This is a genomic window from Dyadobacter sp. HNCC25DJ187, assembly GCF_056895255.1.
The window spans coordinates 1,765,990-1,785,427 of sequence record NZ_JBXHAT010000001.1 but is presented as its reverse complement, the minus strand read 5'-3'; the positions used below and the strand labels follow the sequence as shown (position 1 = coordinate 1,785,427).

At 41.2% G+C, this 19,438-nt stretch carries 16 protein-coding genes; 11 read left to right on the top strand and 5 right to left on the bottom strand.

The features are described 5' to 3' along the window. Positions 1-18 precede the first annotated feature (18 nt). The 8 genes from AC1XUE_RS07390 to AC1XUE_RS07355 all read left to right on the top strand — a co-directional run bounded on the left by AC1XUE_RS07390 (position 19) and on the right by AC1XUE_RS07355 (position 10,219). A complete protein-coding gene (locus AC1XUE_RS07390) occupies positions 19-957 on the top strand; it encodes a YihY/virulence factor BrkB family protein (RefSeq protein ID WP_483355299.1) in 939 nt (312 codons plus the stop codon). Positions 958-1,057: 100 nt separating this feature from the next. Continuing rightward, entirely contained in the window at positions 1,058-2,065 is a 1,008-nt protein-coding gene (locus AC1XUE_RS07385) for a glycosyltransferase family 2 protein (RefSeq protein WP_483355298.1), read from the top strand. 17 nt (positions 2,066-2,082) lie between these two features. Then, positions 2,083-2,709, top strand: a complete 627-nt coding sequence (locus tag AC1XUE_RS07380; RefSeq protein WP_483355297.1) for an L-threonylcarbamoyladenylate synthase — start codon at positions 2,083-2,085, stop codon at positions 2,707-2,709. A 103-nt stretch (positions 2,710-2,812) separates the two neighbouring features. Continuing rightward, entirely contained in the window at positions 2,813-3,475 is a 663-nt protein-coding gene (locus AC1XUE_RS07375; RefSeq protein WP_483355296.1) for a WbqC family protein, read from the top strand. A gap of 53 nt (positions 3,476-3,528) precedes the next feature. Beyond that, positions 3,529-6,072 carry an ATP-dependent Clp protease ATP-binding subunit gene (locus AC1XUE_RS07370; RefSeq protein ID WP_483355295.1) on the top strand — a complete coding sequence of 848 codons (2,544 nt, stop codon included), beginning with the start codon at positions 3,529-3,531 and terminating at the stop codon, positions 6,070-6,072. Positions 6,073-6,219: 147 nt separating this feature from the next. Next, entirely contained in the window at positions 6,220-7,470 is a 1,251-nt protein-coding gene (locus AC1XUE_RS07365; protein WP_483355294.1) for an OmpA family protein, read from the top strand. Between the two features lie 208 nt (positions 7,471-7,678). Next, the gene (locus AC1XUE_RS07360) at positions 7,679-9,298 is read left to right on the top strand and encodes a carboxylesterase family protein (protein ID WP_483355293.1); all 1,620 of its coding nucleotides are present in this window, start codon (positions 7,679-7,681) and stop codon (positions 9,296-9,298) included. Positions 9,299-9,331: 33 nt separating this feature from the next. Next, positions 9,332-10,219, top strand: coding sequence for a sugar phosphate isomerase/epimerase family protein (locus AC1XUE_RS07355; protein WP_483355292.1), 888 nt, complete (start codon positions 9,332-9,334; stop codon positions 10,217-10,219). A gap of 78 nt (positions 10,220-10,297) precedes the next feature. Here AC1XUE_RS07355 and atpH read toward each other — a convergent pair whose 3' ends face one another. From atpH to AC1XUE_RS07330, 5 genes are all read right to left on the bottom strand, one after another. Continuing rightward, positions 10,298-10,834 carry an ATP synthase F1 subunit delta gene (atpH, locus tag AC1XUE_RS07350; protein ID WP_483355291.1) on the bottom strand — a complete coding sequence of 179 codons (537 nt, stop codon included), beginning with the start codon at positions 10,832-10,834 and terminating at the stop codon, positions 10,298-10,300. 50 nt (positions 10,835-10,884) lie between these two features. Beyond that, on the bottom strand, positions 10,885-11,379 hold the full coding sequence (atpF, locus tag AC1XUE_RS07345) for a F0F1 ATP synthase subunit B (RefSeq protein WP_483355290.1): 495 nt from the start codon (positions 11,377-11,379) through the stop codon (positions 10,885-10,887). A 179-nt stretch (positions 11,380-11,558) separates the two neighbouring features. Then, a complete protein-coding gene (atpE, locus tag AC1XUE_RS07340) occupies positions 11,559-11,822 on the bottom strand; it encodes an ATP synthase F0 subunit C (protein WP_019942415.1) in 264 nt (87 codons plus the stop codon). A 47-nt stretch (positions 11,823-11,869) separates the two neighbouring features. Beyond that, positions 11,870-12,964 carry a F0F1 ATP synthase subunit A gene (gene atpB / locus AC1XUE_RS07335; protein ID WP_483355289.1) on the bottom strand — a complete coding sequence of 365 codons (1,095 nt, stop codon included), beginning with the start codon at positions 12,962-12,964 and terminating at the stop codon, positions 11,870-11,872. Between the two features lie 398 nt (positions 12,965-13,362). Further along, entirely contained in the window at positions 13,363-13,608 is a 246-nt protein-coding gene (locus tag AC1XUE_RS07330) for an AtpZ/AtpI family protein (protein ID WP_483355288.1), read from the bottom strand. A 131-nt stretch (positions 13,609-13,739) separates the two neighbouring features. Between AC1XUE_RS07330 and porW the strand changes: the two genes are divergently transcribed. From porW to AC1XUE_RS07315, 3 genes are read left to right on the top strand one after another with little or no spacing between them, the layout of a single operon-like run. Continuing rightward, positions 13,740-15,932 (top strand): type IX secretion system periplasmic lipoprotein PorW/SprE, encoded by a 2,193-nt coding sequence (porW, locus tag AC1XUE_RS07325; RefSeq protein ID WP_483355287.1) that lies wholly within the window; start codon positions 13,740-13,742, stop codon positions 15,930-15,932. Positions 15,933-15,978: 46 nt separating this feature from the next. Beyond that, on the top strand, positions 15,979-18,276 hold the full coding sequence (locus tag AC1XUE_RS07320) for a transglycosylase domain-containing protein (RefSeq protein ID WP_483355286.1): 2,298 nt from the start codon (positions 15,979-15,981) through the stop codon (positions 18,274-18,276). 11 nt (positions 18,277-18,287) lie between these two features. Beyond that, entirely contained in the window at positions 18,288-19,418 is a 1,131-nt protein-coding gene (locus AC1XUE_RS07315) for a glycerate kinase (RefSeq protein ID WP_483355285.1), read from the top strand. Positions 19,419-19,438: the final 20 nt, after the last annotated feature.

Here is a 19,438-nt window from a genome sequence, read left to right as displayed (position 1 = left end):
AATTTTAAAACTTATTATATGCTTGAAAAACTGTTGAGAAACCGCCATATCAAGCAGCTGATTCTCTGGGCACAAAAAAACACATTGTTTCGCGGTACGATATCGCTTTATGAGATTTTGCTGAACCTGGTACATAGCAACAGAAAATTCGATATAGACCAGAGGGCATCGGCCGTAGCCTATAGTCTGACCCTTGCTTCTTTTCCAGCGGTTATCTTCCTTTTTACACTTATCCCGTACATACCCATTGATGATCTGGATAAACAGATCTTGTCTATGCTTCAGGAAGTAATGCCTAGGGGTATTTATCAGGATGCCGATCAGACCATCATGGACATCCTCAGCCGCCCCCGCCGAGGTGTGCTATCATTTGGTTTTATTTTTACGATGATCGCTTCCACCAACGGAATGATGTCTCTGATGCACTCTTTTGATGTTGTGTTTGAGGAGCAAGAGACCAGAGGTTTTCTGAAGAAACGAGGTATAGCTATCCTACTTACCTTACTACTTATAGCTGTAGTAGTGTTTGCAATACTGATGCTTATCGTTGGAGATGCTGTTATCAATTACCTAAGTGGATGGAATATTTTTCAGAACAGCTGGATGGTGTTTACATTTAACGTCACACGCTACCTGATTACTTTCGGAGCACTTATGCTGGCCATATCGCTCATCTACCGATTCGCACCCAGTCAGGGTAAGCGGTATACGTTGTTCAACTTTGGTACCGTTATTGCGTCAATACTTATTTTGGTAGCAACGCTTGGATTTTCTTTTTATCTCTCACAATTCAGTTCTTATAATAAGCTGTACGGTTCAATTGGTACACTGATAGCATTGATGATCTGGTACTACTTGCTGGCATTTGTGATCGTTCTGGGATTCGAAGTGAATGCCAGTATTGACACTGCTAAACGCCGTGTTCGTAAGCGACTTCGAAAGGCCGGAACCGAATAATAAGTATGTCTTCAATTTTGTAGTATTATTTCTGATTTTTGTGACTTGCGGTTATAACAATCGTATAAAATACCGTTTCATACCGGCGGCTCACAAAAAGATGAAAGAGATAATACATCCTCTCGTAAGTGTTATTCTGACAACCTATAACCATGAAAAATTTATAAGGGAATGCCTGTCTTCAGTGTATGCTCAGGATTATCCATGTATCGAGCTTATAGTCATTGATAACGCCAGTACTGATAAAACGCTTCATTTGATAGAAGAAGTCAAAGAGAGGCATACCAATCTGATTCTTGTCCGAAATGTTTTTAACAAAGGGCTTTGTAAAGCATTTAATCAGGGACTTTCTATGGCGAAAGGAAAATATGTAATTGACCTATCAGGTGATGATGTATTTTTTCCTGACAGGATATCAAGTCAGGTAGCAGCATTTGAAACTTGTTCTGAGGATTATGCCGTGGTATTTACGAATGCAAGGTATATCGATGTGGATGGAAAGCATCTGCAATATCATTTCCAGATAGATGCTGGAGGGAAAGCAATGAGAGCAGTGCCGAGTGGAGATGTATACAAGAAGGTTTTGGAGAGATACTTTATTTGTACGCCCACGATGATGATGCGAACCAGTATTTTACAAAAATTGGGAGGCTATGATGAAACTCTGGCTTTTGAAGATTTTGATTTCTGGATTCGTTCAGCCTCCACCTACAAATATTTTTATTTGGATAAAATATTGACTTCCAAAAGAGAGGTGCCGAATTCTCTCAGGTTTCAGATCCTGGAAAAGGGGAGTGGTATATTGGATAGTTGTTACACGGTCTGCAATAAAGCGTATGATTTGAACCGCGATCAGGAAGAATTTGATTTACTGGCGAATAGGATCAGAAGCTTTATCAGAAAGTGCCTTTATGCGCAGGAGTTCGATCTGGCATTAAAATTTAGGAAATTACTGAACTATATCGAAAATCCGGGCTGGAAGACCGAAATCATAGTATTCATGTGCAGATTACACTTTCCGGTCAATTTTTTATATAGATTTTATATCAACAATATCTGTAAATTAATCTCTTCAAGGAAGGATTTGGCTTTTGATATTGTTCACTAAAAAAGCTAATTTCAACCATGCCTGCAGAATTAATCAAAATATATCCGGAAAATCCTGATGAGAGACGAATCCGTCAGGTGGTTGAGTGCCTTAAAGATGGAGGTCTGGTGATTTACCCGACTGATACCGTTTATGGTTTAGGTTGTGATATTTTTAATACGAGAGCTGTTGAAAAGATAGCCCGGATTAAAGGTATTAAACCTCAGAAAAATGATTTTTCGTTTATCTGTTACGATTTGAGCCACATTGCGGATTACGCAAGAGTGGGTAATGTAGCATTTAAGACGATGAAAAGAGTATTGCCCGGACCCTATACTTTTATATTAAGTGCCAACAACAGTGTACCTAAACTGTTAAATACAAATAAAAAGACTGTAGGTATCCGTATTCCTGACCACAATATTCCAAGAGCGATAGTTAAATTACTGGGAAATCCAATTGTAACAACCTCAATCAAGGATGACGATGAGGTGATTGAGTATTCTACTGATCCTGAATTGATATTTGAAAAGTTTCAGCATCAGGTGGATATAGTGATAGATGGAGGATATGGAGGTAATATAGGTTCAACCATTGTGAAGGCCGACGGTGATGATTTTGAAATTGTCAGAGAGGGTCTTGGCGATACATCCGTTTTTCTTTAAAGCTCTTTTGTCTATCGTCCATTCCGAGTTGACTACTAACAGATATACAAAATATTTGTTATCGTTTTTTTGATAATCTCGCTCTCGTTTCCCATATTTGATAGTGCCACAATTACCTGTAAATGAACTGCCTTCACGAGAGGCGCGCATTGAATTGCAGTATCTGCCCTGCCTGGAATATTTTGCTTGTATACTTCATTATGATCGCGTTTGGATTGATGTAGAAGAGCGTTATGAAAAGCAGACGTTCAGAAACCGTTGTAAGGTTTTAACTGCTAATAAAGTTGACACGCTCACTGTTCCCGTCAGGACAGAAAATCATGGTTTAACAAAGGATGTAAGAATAGATTACAGTCAGGATTGGGTGAGGCGTCACCTTGGATGCTTGCAGGCTGCTTACGGAAAGTCTCCGTTCTATGAGTATTATGCTCCTGAATTTTTAGGTATATATCACAAGAAATACGATTTTCTGATTGATCTGAATTATGATTTATTGACAATTTGTCTTAGATTGGTCAGTATTAAGAACAAGGTGACGTACAATTTGTCAGGTACTAAAAATGGTCAAACTGACGTTTTGAACGAGATTTCGCAAATTAATAGTAAAAAGGCTGGTGATAATTTTAAATATTATGTGCCAGAACCGTATTATCAGACCTTTGGGAATGATTTTGTCGGTAACCTAAGTATTGTTGATCTGATTTTTAATATGGGGCCCGAAGCAAAAAGTGTTTTGTTAAGATCCTTAAAGAGTCAAAGCTTTTGAACAAAGATGGTTCACAGAGCGTTTAGAATAGTAAACACTTTTATTGCTGCATAATGGAAGCAAAATTTTCGAATAGAGTGAAAGAAGTAATCTCTCTGAGCCGGGAAGAAGCGTTACGGCTGGGGCATGATTACATTGGTGCCGAACACTTATTATTAGGAATGATACGTGAGGGCGATGGAGTGGCAATTGGGCTGCTGAAGAAGCTGGGGGTTTCGCTGGACGATGTTCGACAGACCATTGAGCAGGCAACCAAGGGTGCTGCTACCAATAATGTAAAAAATCTCCAGAACATCCCTTTAACCCGACAGTCGGAAAAGGTGCTTAAGATTACTTACCTGGAGGCTAAAATATTTAAAAGCCCTCTGATAGGTACTGAGCATTTATTACTGTCTATCCTGAGAGATGAAGATAATGTAGGCACTCAGATCCTACATAAGTTTAACGTTAATTATGAAGTCATTAAAGAAATGCTGGAATATCAATCATCTGGTTCGAGACCTCACATGGGGCCGGAAACCGAAGACGGAGACGACGAAGCAAGAGGTGGCATGTTCGGTGGAGGAGGTAGCGGCCAGGCTTCCGGTAAAGAAGCCAAGGGTGGGGAAAAGTCAAGAACTCCTGTATTGGACAACTTTGGCCGTGATTTAACCAAAATGGCGGAAGTTGGAAAATTGGATCCTATCGTTGGTCGTGAGAAAGAAATCGAACGCGTAGCTCAGATACTAAGTCGTCGTAAAAAGAATAACCCGATTCTGATTGGCGAACCTGGTGTTGGTAAAACAGCCATCGCAGAAGGCCTTGCACTTAGAATTGTTCAGAAAAAGGTATCACGTGTACTTTTTGGCAAACGCGTTGTGACATTGGATCTTGCTTCCCTTGTTGCAGGAACCAAGTATCGCGGACAGTTTGAGGAAAGAATGAAGGCGGTGATGAATGAACTGGAAAAATCTCCGGATGTGATCCTTTTCATTGATGAACTTCATACGATTGTCGGTGCCGGTGGTGCTTCAGGTTCTCTTGATGCTTCCAATATGTTCAAACCGGCATTGTCTCGCGGAGAGATACAATGTATCGGTGCTACAACACTGGATGAATATCGTCAATATATTGAAAAAGATGGGGCATTAGCCCGTCGCTTCCAGATGGTGATGGTGGATGCTACTTCAATTGAAGAGACAATTCAGATCCTTGAGAATATTAAGGATAAGTATGAAGAACATCACCATGTTAATTATACACCTGAAGCAATCAGCACGGCAGTAAAATTGTCGGAGAGATATATTACTGACAGATTCCTTCCGGACAAAGCGATTGATGTGCTGGATGAAGTGGGAGCTCGTGTGCATATCAGCAACATCACAGTACCTGAGGATATTCTGGAGCTTGAAGAGCAAATTGAAAATATCAAACAGGAAAAAAACCGTGTTGTAAAAAGCCAGAAATACGAAGAAGCTGCGCAACTGAGAGATCGTGAGAAAAAATTGATCGATCAGCTTGAACGTGCTAAACAGGCTTGGGAGGAGGAAACCAAACAAAAGCGCTATACAGTAACCGAACATAATGTTGCTGAGGTAGTAGCCATGATGACGGGTATTCCTGTAACCAATGTATCAATGGATGAAGGCAAGAAATTGCTTCATATGGCTGATGAATTGAAAGCCAAGGTGATTGGACAGAATCCGCCTATCGAGAAGCTTGTGAAAGCGATTCAGCGTACGCGTGTTGGATTGAAAGATCCTAAGAAACCGATAGGCTCGTTTATTTTCCTAGGGCCAACTGGTGTAGGTAAAACAGAACTTGCAAAAGTTTTATCGACTTATCTTTTTGATAAGGATGATTCTCTTGTTCGTATTGACATGAGTGAGTACATGGAGAAATTCAGTGTATCTCGTTTGGTTGGAGCACCTCCGGGATATGTAGGATATGAAGAAGGCGGGCAATTGACTGAAAAGATCAGAAGAAAGCCGTACAGTGTAGTATTGCTGGATGAGATCGAAAAAGCACATCCCGATGTATTCAATATCCTGCTTCAGGTTTTGGATGATGGTATTCTGACAGATGGTTTGGGACGCAGAGTTGACTTCCGCAATACAATCATTATCATGACTTCGAACATCGGAGCGCGTGACCTGAAAGATTTCGGTGCTGGAATAGGTTTCTCTACGAAAGCTAAAACGGAGAATCTGGATGATATCATGAAAGGAACCATTCAGAGTGCATTACGTAAAGCATTTTCACCTGAGTTCCTGAACCGTCTGGATGATGTGATCGTGTTCAATTCTCTTCAAAGAGAAGATCTGCATCAGATCATCGATATATCACTGGGTAAGCTGTTTAGTCGTGTGAAAGGTTTGGGATATGAGATTGAACTTACTGTAGCAGCTAAAGACTTTTTGTCTGAAAAAGGGTATGATCCGCAATATGGAGCACGTCCATTGAACAGAGCCATCCAGAAATATCTTGAAGATCCGGTAGCAGAAGAAATTCTAAAAGGTGATTTAAGAGAAGGTGATGTTTTGGTCGCAAATCACGAGGAAAACACTGAGGAGTTGACCATTAAAGTGAGAAAGAAAGAAGAAGAGTTGGCTAATTAATTTTTCTGAAGCAGTATATATAACAAGGCAGGTCAAAAGATCTGCCTTGTTTTTTGTATAGGGTGTTTTTAAAAATTTGTGTGACTTCCAAATTGGCCAGCGTCCAATTGTCAATTGTATTCACTGTACATCAAACGCACGAATTTTATGTCAATGTCCAATATTCTTGAAATAGCCAAGAGCTATTTGAATGCTTCAAATGAAGAAAAACTGGCGGGTCAGCTCAATGAAGACGCGACTGCCGTACACAGAGGCTTACATATCATATTGCCATCCGTATTAGGTGTACTGGTACAAAAGGCTTCTATAACGCATGGAGCAGAAGAAATATATAAGTATGTGAAAGATTATGAAGAGAGTAGTTTGCTGACATTGACATCCTTACCAGAGATCTTAAACAATCCTGAAAAGTTTCAGAAATTGCTATCTACCGGGAGGGAATTATTGCAGGATCTTTTAGATGACACACTGCCTAAGCTATCTGGAAAAGTGGCTGTAGATGCCGGCTTGAAGCTATCTTCATCTAATTCATTAGTCAGCATTGCTGCATCTTTACTTATGAATGTGCTTGGTAGCGTGGTGAAATCATCTGGTTATGGCGTATCCGGGCTTACATTACTTTTAATGGGACAGAAAAATGCCATATTAGCCACCCTGCCATCAGAATTTAGCAACCTTCTTAATTTGAAAGATTTAGGCGACTTTAAAGGCTCCCAGGAAACGCATCCTGATTATGACGAAAAGAAGAAATCTTCCTGGCCGATTTGGCTGATCGTCCTATTAGCAATAGTGGGTTTGTTTTGGATTCTGAAAACCTGTAGGAAGGATGTGACATCTACAGTTCACGACACTGGAGTTACTCTTAAATCTGCCAAAGTTGCGATAGGGGAAGCTGCAGACTCTACAGCTGGTAAGTTTAAAGATGGTTTGGAAGTTTTAGGTAGTTTTTTTAAACGAAAGCTTCCAAACGGAGTGGAGCTGAATATACCGGAATTTGGCATTGAGAATAAATTAGTCACCTTTATTGAAGACAAAAATGCGGTTGTAAATAAAACGAACTGGTTCAATTTCGACCGTATTACATTCGAGACCGGAAGTAACAAACTAAGCGTCGAATCACTTGAACAAACTAAAAATATTGCAGACATACTAAAAGCATATCCTGATGTATTACTGAAAATTGGTGGATACACAGATAATACAGGCTCAGTGGAAATCAATAGGAAATTATCCAAAGAAAGAGCTGACGCGGTTAAAGAAGCAATCATGACGGAAGGTATAACATCACCAAGGCTGGATGCGGAAGGGTATGGTCCTGACCATCCTGTAGCAAGCAATGATACGGAAGAGGGAAGAGCTAAGAACCGGAGAATTGCTGTACGAGTCATCAAGAAGTAATTATTTGTTAGCCATGAAGGCCCGGTTCGCGCCGGGTTTTTTTATGCCCATGTATTTAAATATTTGATATAGTCTATATCCGTATCTATCGAGGATTTATCCTAAATTTAGAGCTACATCATATTTGATTCAGCTAATGCAAACAAATTTCAGAATAGGTTACATTTTAACATTGCTATTTTTATTTGCGATGTGTCCTGAACCGACTATGTCGCAAAAGTTGTCGTCAGGGCCCCAGGTCTTAACATTCTTTTCAGATGCTGATGATACAGAACAGCCTTATGGCTTATATCTTCCCAAGAATTACGATTCTTCTAAAAAATATCCTTTGGTTATGATGCTGCACGGGGCAGGCTCTAATCATCGGCTCGCTTTAAGAAGAGTTTTTGGTAAAAGTAACGGCGAAGATGAAACTGATGTGGAAGCTAGCCGGTACTTCCCTTTATGGGATGATGTAGATTATATAGTTGCTTCCCCATTAGCAAGAGGCACTGCGGGATACCAGGGAATACCCGAACAGGATGTATATGATGTGCTTGATGACGTCAAAAAAAGATTTAGTATAGATGAAAACCGTATTTATCTGACAGGCCTCTCAATGGGTGGCGGAGGTACATTATGGATCGGATTAACACGACCTGACATCTGGGCTGCCATTGCGCCGGTTTGTCCGGCTCCACCAACAGGAACAAAAGATTTGGCTCCGAATGCACTTAATTTTCCTGTTCATTTCTTTCATGGAGATGTGGATCCTGTTGTGCCCGTTGACGGGACGCGTAAGTGGGTGTCGGATTTACAGGACATGGGGGTTGAAGTTTTCTATAAGGAATTTGCGAATGTCAAGCACGACAGTTGGGTAAATGCTTATGATAATCAGTTTATTTTTGAATGGTTTGGACCTGCTGTACGTGATCCTTATCCGGCCAAAGTGCGGTTTGTAAGCAAGCAGTACAAATACAATAAAGCGTTTTGGATAACCTTTGATAAAATAGAGCAGGGGAGTCTGGCGGATATTGATGCGCAATTAGGCAAGGAAAATTCTTTGGTCTTTAAAAGTAAAAACCTTCATGCTATAACATTTAATTTGAAAGACCATCCTCGTTTTAAGCCTGGTGTAGACTTTAAAATCGATGCTGATGGAGTAGTCTTAAATACAAAAGCAGACAGCACCATTTCTTTAGAGAAAGTGGATAGTAAATGGAGTTTGAAAAAGATTTCCGGTGATAATAAGTTACAGTTAACTAAGAAAAAAGGCTCTGAAGGTCCTATTCTCGAGGCATTCTCGTCACGCCATGTATATGTATATGGCACATTGGATTCTCCTTCTGCAGAAGAGCTTGCAAGACGTATTGCTATAGCTACAAAGGCGGCCGACTGGGCGCAATACCGTGGTCCTTTCCTGGGACGTATGATGTTTTTCCCCAGAGTAGTTTCGGATAAGGAATTACGTAAATCAGATATTGCAAGTGCAAACCTGATTCTTTTTGGGACAAAAGAAACTAATTCGGTTATAGCAAAAAATGCTTCCAATCTTCCCATTCATTTAAACAACACTGCAAAGGATTTCGGATTGCTGTATATATATTCGGTTAATGGACGTTATATAGCGGTCAATTCCGGCTTACCCTGGTGGGAAGGAGCCGAAGATAAAGGATTGCCTTTTGTTCCTGTAGCACATAGAAAACTAAACTCCTATAAGGACCTAGTATTGTATAAGGATAACAGTGAAAATGTAATAGCTGAAGGCCATTTTTCGGATCTTTGGAAGCTTACCGGCAAGTTGCGCGAAACAGTAAATGCCAGTGGTGCAGTAACTGTAAAAGAATAAACACATCTATTAATTACTTTTATTTTATATACAATGAATATTGACGAAAAGATTTCCCGGAAATCGTTTATCAAGGCCAGCGCGTTTGCACTGGTGACTCCAATGTTTTCCAAATTGGATCTGGAGTTTCAAAAGACTTCTAATGTAGGCTTACAGCTGTATACACTGCGTGATGCGATCAGCAAAGACCTTGAGGGAACATTGCAAAAGGTGGCATCTATCGGATATAAGGAAGTTGAATTGTTTGGATACCGTGAAGGGAAGTTCTTTGGTAAAACAGCAAAAGAGCTCAAGGGTTTGTTGGCTAAATATAAACTCAATCCTGTAAGTGGTCATTATGGTGCGGGTGTGCAGAACTCGGACTATCAGGGAAGCTTATCCAACGGTTGGGAGAAAGCGGTGGATGATGCAGCTGAATTGGGTCACAAATATGTAGTCTGCGCATATTTAACACCAGGAGAAAGAAAATCGATTGATGATTACAAGAAGTATGTAGATCTGTTTAATAAAGCAGGGGAAGTGGCAAAGAAGGCAGGATTACAATTTGCCTATCATAATCATGATTTTGAATTCCAGCAACTGGACGGCGAATTACCATATGACTACATTGCCGGAAAGACTGACCCTGCGTTGGTAAAGCTGGAGCTTGACTTATATTGGATTGTCAAAGCAGGTCTTGATCCTGTAGATCTTTTCAAACAGTATCCGGGACGTTTCCCTATGTGGCATGTAAAAGACATGGATAAGGGTGATCAATCGTTTGCTGAAGTTGGAACAGGTTCAATCGATTTTAAAAAGATATTTGCTCAGCGAAAACTGGCTGGTCTGACCAATTTCTTTGTAGAACAGGATGTGTCCAAACGTCCCGTATTTGATGCCATTGCAACCAGTTTCAAAAATGTGAAAGCGATGAAAGTTTAATTGTGGAAATAATAACGCAAAAAAGAAGACCCGGCCGCATCGCAGCCGGGTCTTTCCACATTATGCAGATAAAAAAAATTAATCGGCTAGTTCAAGCTTTAACTTGTTAAGCTTACTTTTTACAGATGCATCTATTTGACGGTCGTTAACGCGAAGTACATAACCTCCAATCAGATTTTCATCTACTTTTTCCTCAAGCTCGATTGTTTTGCCAGTTGCTGATGCAACAATGTTATTAAACTGAGAACGAAGTTCGTCAGTAAGTGGCACAGGAGTTACCACTGTAGCCTTTTGTATTCCTTTTGATTCGTTATATGCGATGATAAATTCCTCCGCAATTGAATCCATAATCGATTCACGATTTTTGCGGGTGATTATATTGAATATTGCAAAAGAAACTGCATTAACACGGCTTTCAAAAAGTGATTTAAGAATGCCAAGTTTTTTCTCATGGCGAACTACAGGGCTTTTCAGCGCAAGCATCAATCCGCGGTTGTTGTCGGCTGTATCTTTGAAGAGTTTCATGTCCTCATGTACTGCTTCCAAAACATTTTTCTCCTTTGCAAGTTCAATCAGCGATTTTGCATATCTGGCTGCAACTATACTAACAGACATAGTAATTGAATTTTGTTAAATGAGACCAAACCTGTCTCCAATGAGAAAAATTAGTTCAAGCGGGCAGATGCTGCCAGTTCAGAGATCAGTGACTGCTGAGCTTCTTTGTCTTTCAATTCACGTTGCAATACTTTTTCAGCAATTTCAAGTGAAAGTGTTGCCACTTCCTTGCGGATTTTAGAAACTGCAACCTGCTGCTCCTGACGGATTGTCTCCCGTGCACTTGTAATGATTTTCTGGGCTTCAACAGCAGCTATATCTTTTGATTCCTGAATAGTACGGTCTGATGCAGCTTTTGCATCACGAAGAATGCGATCTCTTACTGCATTCGCTTCAGTAATCAACTTTTCGTTGTCGGACTTTAACTGAACCATTTCAGCCTTTGTTCTTTCTGCAAGATCAAGGGCACCCTGAATTTCGTTTTCACGTTCTTTCAAACTATTCAGAATTGGCTTCCATGCAAATTTTGCCAGGATGAAAACAACCAGCAAAAATACCACCAGCATCCAGAAAATTAGGCCTGGGTTAGGAGTAAGCAATGACATAGTATTAAATGAGTTTTAGTGGTAAAATGTAAGGCAAATGCTGCCAGAATAATTATTGACCTCTTTTGTTATTAAAATCCGTGGAAGCCTATTGCTCCCACGGTAAGTTTTTTGTGCCTTTCTGCAGTCTAGTACAAACAGAAATTGAAAACGGACAACCGCTTCGAGCAAAGCTTTTGTTAAAGCTTGAAAGAAATAAGCAGACAGATTACCGCTGCGAACAATGCAACCGCTTCGATAAGAGCAGCGATGATAAGCATTGCAGTTTGGATAGCACCTGCAGCTTCTGGCTGACGAGCGATACCTTCAACAGCGCTTCCACCGATTTTACCGATACCAAGACCAGCACCGATAGCAGCAAGACCAGCACCGATAGCAGCACCGAAAACAGCTAGACCTGCACCACCTTGTTCTGCAGCCTGAAGTAAGATTTGAAGCAACATAATTGTTTTGTTTTAAAATATATAATTAATAAAAAAGAGATACAAAATCAGTGTCCGTGATCGGCATGGCTATGCTCCTGTATAGCACTGCCAATGTACATAGACGACAACAGGGTAAAAATGAAAGCCTGAATAAATGCAACCATGATCTCAATGAAGTTTAGGAACAAGGCGAAAATGGAAATTACCGGAGCAATCATAAAGCTTTGGAATATGAAGATCAGACCAAAGAGGCTCAAAAGGATGATGTGACCAGCTGTGATGTTTGCGAACAAACGAACCATCAAAGAGAATGGCTTCATGAACACACCCACAATCTCAACCGGAATCATGATCAGCAACAATGGAATTGGAACACCGTCAGGCTTAACAAGGTGCTTATAGTAGTGTCCGTTCGCTCTAAGGTGTACGACGATGAATGTCAGAATGGCAAGTGTCATCGTCACTGCAATATTACCGGTAAGGTTGGCAGATCCGGGAAGCAGACCCATGATGTTGTTGATCAGAATGAAGAAGAACAAAGTCAGTAGGTATGGCAAATATCTTTCATACTTAGGTCCTACATTCGGTTTTACCACCTCGTCACGGATGAAGAGGATGATGACCTCCATAGCAGATTGGAAGCCCTTAGGAGCTTTTCCTTTTCCTCGTTTGTACGAGTTGGCAACGCTCGTGAAGATCAGTACAAGAAGTACCGCGCTGATCAGCATAGATGCCACGTTCTTGGTGATTGAAAAATCGTAGATCACGCGTGATTCATCAATCGGAACGATTTGTTCAGAATCTCCGTGTACCAGGTGATACCCGTTGTATTCATGATGGTCGTTGTGAAAATTGGCAGAAGAGAATACTTCAAGACCTCTGTCGTCAGAATAAAGAATGACAGGAAGAGGCAATACTACGCCGTGCGTAAATTCCCACTCATGAGAATCTGCAATGTGGTGCATAATCATCTCTCCGATATTGAACTCTTTTTCTGACTCTTCCAGATTATGTTCAATTTTGTGCTCTGCGTCGTTGATGCCTTCCACTACCTTTTTAGGCTCGTGTTGTGCATGATCATCGGCGTTTGCCGGAGCTGAAAAAAAGCAAGTTGCCGATACAAGGGCAGTGGTTAATAACAGTCTGAAATGCTTATACATAAATGCTTGAAATACTATGCTTTGTCAATCGCGGCGCAAGTTACGATACAAACCATATATTTCAAAGCATGTGTAAAATAAATAGAGTGCAAAAAAGTTGATAACAAATAGAAATGAATCACTTAGCCCATTATATAAAAATAACCCAATAAAAATAAGACTGAAAATCAGCTTGGCTACAATGGTTGATATGTAAAAGGTTACAAATTTTTCACGTTTGTTTCGAAGACCGAATTCCATCAGTCGGTGAATGAGAAAAGAGACGCCGAGAAAGAAGGCCAGGATGTACCATATATAAGGATGCAGGTAGGAATCAAGTCCTATATAACTAGCAAGGAATAGTACAATTCCTAAAATAAGGGTTGCAAGGATGCTGCGGAACATGTGATAAAAGTATATTACTGTTTGCCGGTTCGGGAAATTCCGGTGATTAATAAATAAAGAGACGCTGCGATAGATACCAATGACAATATCAGCGTCCAAACCGGAATCTTATGATGTTGCCACTCATCCAGGCGATAACCTGCATAAGTGAAAAGAAGAATTGTTCCAAGCATTTGCATGGCCATTCCTGAATACCTCAACAATCCGGGAATTTTTTTTCCGGATGGGTCATTTTGTGGTTTTTTGTCTGGAATCGCCATATTGAGTTACATGATTTCAGTGCAAAATTGATTCAAATTTTATAAATGGCATTATCTTCGATACGTAATTGTATGAAAAAGCGTTTTAGTTTTGCGCAAAACCCATCAAATCATCCCTTAAATTACTGTTTGTGTTAAGAAATTTTTTATCTGGTTCCTGTAAATTCATCTGCTATCTGTTGTTTGTACTTGTATTGGCTGCTTGTTCACAATACAGTACCCGCCCTGTAGCAGTGGGTTCTCATAACTTTTCTGCCAGATACAATGCTTACTTTATGGCAGATCAAGATCTGAAAGAGGCTGAAATCCTTATTAAAAAAGCATATAAAGAAAATTACAATCAATTACTCCCCATTCTGATTCCTTTGGATTCAGTTCTTGCTCTTCCGGCTAAGCCTCAGCTGGAAAATGCCATTAAGAAGACCTCTATTGTTGCTGAAAAACATCAGAACAGTAAATGGGTGGACAACAGCTATGTCATTTTGGGGAAGGCCAGGTTATATCTGGGCCAGTGGGCGGATGGCCTGGAGGCTTTGAGATATGTATACGCCAATGGGAAAGATGAGAACGACAAGAACGATGCGATGGTGGTGTTAATGAAAGCTTATACTTCGAGAAAGGATTATTCTAACGCATTGGGTGTTGCAGAGTACCTGAGCCAGCAGCCATTGACGAAGAGTACCACAAAGGATTTTTATTTAACCAAAGCCTGGCTGCACCAGCAAAATGGAGAATATCTTACTTCCGTAGCCATTTTGGAGGAGACTTTTCCTCTTTTGAAAAAATCCATAGAAACTGCCCGTCTGCATTTTGCGGCTGCGCAGATGTATGATCAGTTGGGACAATATGCTCTGGCTAACAAACACTACAGATCTGTATCAAGGAACAAACCTGATTACGATCTGGGATTTTATGCTTCTATGAATTCACTGCAGAATAAAGTAATTCTGGATCCGAAAGCAGACCTTTCTTCTATTGGTTTTGAAAAAATGCTGAACGACAGAAAAAATTCAGATCTGCTGGATCGGCTGTACTTTACGATGGGACTTTTGGCAGAACATAAAAATAATCTGCCTCAGGCTATAGAATACCTTCAGAAATCTGCAGCATCTAATACAGGATCTAATAAAACCCAGAAAGCTTACACTTTTCTTCAGTTGGCAAGGATCAACTATGAATCGCTGGAGAAATTTGAGTTGTCCAAGATGTATTATGATAGTGCGCTAGCAATTTTACCAAAGGAGGCACCGGAGTATAAGCTCGTAGCAGAAAGAAAAAGAGCATTAGACGGTTTTGTGAATGAATATACCATTGTGAGCAGTGAGGATAGCCTGCAGAAATTGGCTTCCATGAATCCTGCCGCGCTGGATAATAAAATCGATGATATCATTGAAGCAAAGGAAAAGAAAAGGATTGAGGAAGAGAGAAAAATGAAAGCGGCGGCAGCAGCAAGTACAAATACTCAGTCTGGAGGCGGGCCGTTACTTGATTTGAGTCAGAGAAGATGGGAGTTATATGATCCTGCAATGATTAATCAGGGAAAGATAGATTTTCGGAGAGTATGGGGCAACAGGGTGCTGGAGGATGATTGGAGAAGAAGTGGCAAACAAATGCAGTCAGCTACGGATCTGATCGCAGTTTCGAAAACCGATTCAGTTACTGTGGAAGAAGATACCGAAATGAAAAAGGGTAGTGATGCCTGGGCTGCACAACACAAAGAGTTAAAAAGCCATGTTCCGATGACTGCAGAAATGCTGGCTTTGTCTCATACAGCAAAAGAGGGTGCTCTATATAAGTTAGGTAAGATCTATCGCTTTGATTTACGGGAGGATGAACGCGCCGTTTCAACTTTCAGTCGGGTTTTAAATGACTATCCGAAAACTGGTTATAAAGATGAAATCTATTATCTGATGTACCTGAGCATTCCGGAAGAAAATCCGGATAAGCCTAAATGGAAAGACCGTTTACTTGCCGAATTCCCCAATTCAACCTATGCTCGTTTGATCAGCAGATCCCCGGATAATGGTGGTAGTCCTGCCGCAGAAGGTCAGTTGAAGGAGTATGAGGAGCTATACAGGATGTATAGCAATGGAAACTATGATCAGGCTCTGACCAATATTGAAAATAATATGCCTTCCTATAAAGGCAGCTCACTGGAGGATAAGTTTGCATTACTACGTGTGTTTCTGATTGGGAAAGTGCGGGGAAAAGAAGCTTACGCACAATCTATTACAGAATTTATTAGTTTGTATCCTTCAAGCGCATACCTTCCACGCTTGAAAGAGATGCAGGAACTGAGCTCACTTTCTGCCGGAAAGAGATAGTTCTCGTTTTTTATATCTTTGTCTTTATTTATAATACCCCCATCATATGATTGAATTACAACCAGGAAAATACCGTCGTAGCATCATCCGCCTTTGGAGATTTGTTGGACTCGGACTGGGACTGATCATTTTATATATCGTTGCCGTAAGCTTTAACTTTTTTTGGCTGTTCGGTGGAATGCCCGATCTTAAAACTTTGGAGAATCCAAAGAGTGAACTTGCATCAGAGCTGATCTCGGAGGATGGTAAGTCATTAGGTAAATACTTTTTTGAAAACAGGACCCCGATTGAAATCGGTCAAATTTCTCCTAATTTGCTGGAAGCGCTTGTGGCAACTGAGGATGCCCGGTTTGTGAATCATTCTGGTATTGATCCCCGAAGCTTGTTAAGAGTTATAAAAGGGGTGGTGTCAGGAAATTCGAGTTCAGGTGGAGGTAGTACACTTACCCAACAGGTTGCTAAAAACCTTTTCCAGACACGTTCAGAAAAGTACAGAGGTGTGCTTGGACATATTCCGCTGGTAAGAACCATAATTTCAAAAACAAAGGAGTGGATACTTTCGGTCATTCTGGAAAGGAAATATACCAAACAGGAAATACTTAAAATGTACCTCAATACGGTATCATTTGGAAACAATACGTATGGAATTAAAGTAGCTGCAAAAACATATTTTAATAAAGAAGCCTGGGATTTAAACGTGCCTGAATCTGCGGTACTGGTTGGAATGTTGCAAAATCCTACTTTATATAATCCACTGCGTTTCCCTACCAATACCCTTAACAGGCGTAATACGGTAATGGCCCAGATGATGAAGTATGATTATCTGTCACCGGAAAAGTTTGAAGTATATAAGCGACAACCACTTAATCTGGATTTTACAGTTGACAGCCATAATACAGGATTAGCTCCCTATTTCAGAGAGTCGATGCGTAATTATCTGAAAAGCTGGGTGAAGCTTTATAATGAGGAACACGATACGGATCTGGATTTGTATACAAGCGGATTGAAGATATATACCACTATTGATTCCCGCATGCAACGCTATCAGGAGCAAGCTGTGCAGGAACATATGAAGCAACAGCAGAAACTTTTTGATGAACACTGGAAGGGGCGTAATCCATGGATAGATGCAAATGGAAAAGAAATACCTGGCTTCATAGACCGTGCCGTGCGAATGTCTCCGCATTTCATTGCATTGAAACGTGATCTGGGGGAAGAAAAAGCCTGGCAGGTAATGAGGACACCGTACAAGATGAAGGTATTTTCATGGGACGGAGAGAAAGAAATAACTATGAGTCCTATCGACTCCATTAAATATTACAAGCGTTTTCTTCGCGTGGGTATGATGTCGATGGATCCGAGAAATGGTCATATTAAAGCATGGGTGGGAGGTATCAACTTCAAGCACCTCAAATATGACCATGTGAAACAGGGTAAACGTCAGCCTGGTTCTACATTCAAGCCGTTTGTGTATGTGTCAGGATTGGATAAAAGTTTCCTTACGCCTTGTGATCATGTGACGGACGCTCCGGTATATTTTGGCCCGGCGGATGGTGTTCCTGGGGGGTGGTCCCCTAAAAATTCGGATAATAAATACTCGTATCGCTCTTTGTCACTGCGACAGGCATTGGGGAAATCCATCAATACAGTGAGTGCCCATATTATGAAAATGGTGAGGCCGCAGACAGTGGTGGAATATGCGCACAAACTGGGTATCACAAGTGCATTGGATCCTAAGCCGGCACTCTGTCTTGGAATTAGTGATGTGTCGGTATATGAAATGGTAGGCGCTTACTGTTCCTTCGCTAATGGTGGGCATCGTACAGAACCTATGACAATTCTTCGTATTGAAGACAGACATGGTAATATCCTGCAGCAGTTCTATCAGAAACAGAATCAGGAACTGAGTGAAAATATGGCTTATAATATGTTGTATCTGATGCGTGGTGCTGTAGAAGATCCGGGAGGAACCGCTGGTCGTTTGCGTCAGTACGGTGTAACAGAAGGAAATGAGATTGCTGCAAAAACAGGAACAACTTCTAATTATTCTGACGGATGGTTCATGGGGATGACCCAGCACCTGGTGTCAGGCATCTGGGTAGGGGGCGAAGACAGAAGTATTCACTTTCGTACCATTGCCCTCGGCCAGGGAGGAAGAATGGCTATGCCGGCCTGGGGCCTTTTTATGCAAAAGGTTTACAATGATGCAACATTGACTGAGTACCGGAAAGGACCATTTAACAAGCCGGACAACTATGTCAGAGATTGTGGTGTTTCTGCAACCGATAGTACCGATACTTATATACCACCGTCCCGATCAGAAGATGAAGGCGTATTGTTCTAATCTGTAACGAAATGCGAATACTCGTTGCTCCCGACAAATTCAGAGGATCACTGGAAGCTGATGAAGTGTGCAAAGCCATGGAAGCCGGAATCAAACTGGCTTATCCGGAAGCTGAGGTGATAACCATAGAACTTGCAGACGGAGGAGAAGGAACGATGCGGATCTTAACACGATTGGCTGGCGGAAAACAGGTTAAATCATATGTTAAGGATCCGTTAGGACGGACAATTGAAGCGCATTATGGAATATCGGCTGATGGCAGTACGGCTTTTATAGAGATGGCAGCAGCTTCCGGTCTCAACTTACTTTCTCCTGCTGAATACAACCCGACCCAGACAAGCACATTCGGAACCGGCCAACTTGTCAGACTGGCAGTGGAGAGCGGTGTATCCAGGATTATATTGGGTATTGGTGGAAGTGCTACCAATGATTGTGGTATTGGTATGGCAGCAGCGCTGGGATACCGTTTTTTTGATGATGCCGGAAGTGAACTGGAACCTATTGGAGGCAACCTCCATCGGATTAGCCGGATAGATGCTGACAAAGTCTTTTCCGGACTGCATGCCGTTATGGTTACGGTTGCTTGTGACGTTACCAATCCGCTGTTTGGTGAGCATGGAGCAGCCCATATTTACGGACCTCAAAAAGGAGCTGACAAAGAGATGGTAGCATTTCTGGATAGCGGGCTTAAACATTTCACAACCATCGCCAGCGAGATATTTGCCAAAGACGTCAGCGAGTTCCCGGGATCCGGTGCTGCCGGCGGACTAGGAGCTGGTTGCTTGTGGTTCCTGAATGCTACTCTTAAAAATGGAGTCGGCATTGTGATGGAACAGGCTGATATAGCCTCTATGATAAAGAAATCAGATCTGGTCATTACCGGTGAAGGTAAAGTGGACCAACAAACATTGAAGGGAAAGGTTGTGAAAGGTTTGGCCGATATATGTCGCAAACATAATGTCCCTCTTGCTGTAGTTTGCGGAACTTTACAGATTTCGGCAGAAGAGACGAGACAAGCAGGAGTTACTTATGCCACATCCATTCTGAATGCACCTATGGATTTAAGTTCCGCGCTTTTTCAGGCGAACCAACTGGTTCAGGAGGCAACTTTTAATCTGGTACGGTTGTTTTTTCGGAAATAGCGTCCGGAATTTATTCCGGC

What these genes read in the sequence shown, in the direction of transcription:
- atpF (WP_483355290.1), bottom strand. Translation starts at nt 11,379, where the DNA reads ATGTCATTGCTTACTCCTAACCCAGGCCTAATTTTCTGGATGCTGGTG.
- AC1XUE_RS07385 (WP_483355298.1), top strand. Translation starts at nt 1,058, where the DNA reads ATGAAAGAGATAATACATCCTCTCGTAAGTGTTATTCTGACAACCTAT.
- AC1XUE_RS07370 (WP_483355295.1), top strand. Translation starts at nt 3,529, where the DNA reads ATGGAAGCAAAATTTTCGAATAGAGTGAAAGAAGTAATCTCTCTGAGC.
- AC1XUE_RS07365 (WP_483355294.1), top strand. Translation starts at nt 6,220, where the DNA reads ATGTCAATGTCCAATATTCTTGAAATAGCCAAGAGCTATTTGAATGCT.
- atpE (WP_019942415.1), bottom strand. Translation starts at nt 11,822, where the DNA reads ATGTTGCTTCAAATCTTACTTCAGGCTGCAGAACAAGGTGGTGCAGGT.
- AC1XUE_RS07355 (WP_483355292.1), top strand. Translation starts at nt 9,332, where the DNA reads ATGAATATTGACGAAAAGATTTCCCGGAAATCGTTTATCAAGGCCAGC.
- AC1XUE_RS07390 (WP_483355299.1), top strand. Translation starts at nt 19, where the DNA reads ATGCTTGAAAAACTGTTGAGAAACCGCCATATCAAGCAGCTGATTCTC.
- AC1XUE_RS07330 (WP_483355288.1), bottom strand. Translation starts at nt 13,608, where the DNA reads ATGGCGATTCCAGACAAAAAACCACAAAATGACCCATCCGGAAAAAAA.
- atpB (WP_483355289.1), bottom strand. Translation starts at nt 12,964, where the DNA reads ATGTATAAGCATTTCAGACTGTTATTAACCACTGCCCTTGTATCGGCA.
- atpH (WP_483355291.1), bottom strand. Translation starts at nt 10,834, where the DNA reads ATGTCTGTTAGTATAGTTGCAGCCAGATATGCAAAATCGCTGATTGAA.
- AC1XUE_RS07360 (WP_483355293.1), top strand. Translation starts at nt 7,679, where the DNA reads ATGTCGCAAAAGTTGTCGTCAGGGCCCCAGGTCTTAACATTCTTTTCA.
- AC1XUE_RS07380 (WP_483355297.1), top strand. Translation starts at nt 2,083, where the DNA reads ATGCCTGCAGAATTAATCAAAATATATCCGGAAAATCCTGATGAGAGA.
- AC1XUE_RS07315 (WP_483355285.1), top strand. Translation starts at nt 18,288, where the DNA reads ATGCGAATACTCGTTGCTCCCGACAAATTCAGAGGATCACTGGAAGCT.
- AC1XUE_RS07320 (WP_483355286.1), top strand. Translation starts at nt 15,979, where the DNA reads ATGATTGAATTACAACCAGGAAAATACCGTCGTAGCATCATCCGCCTT.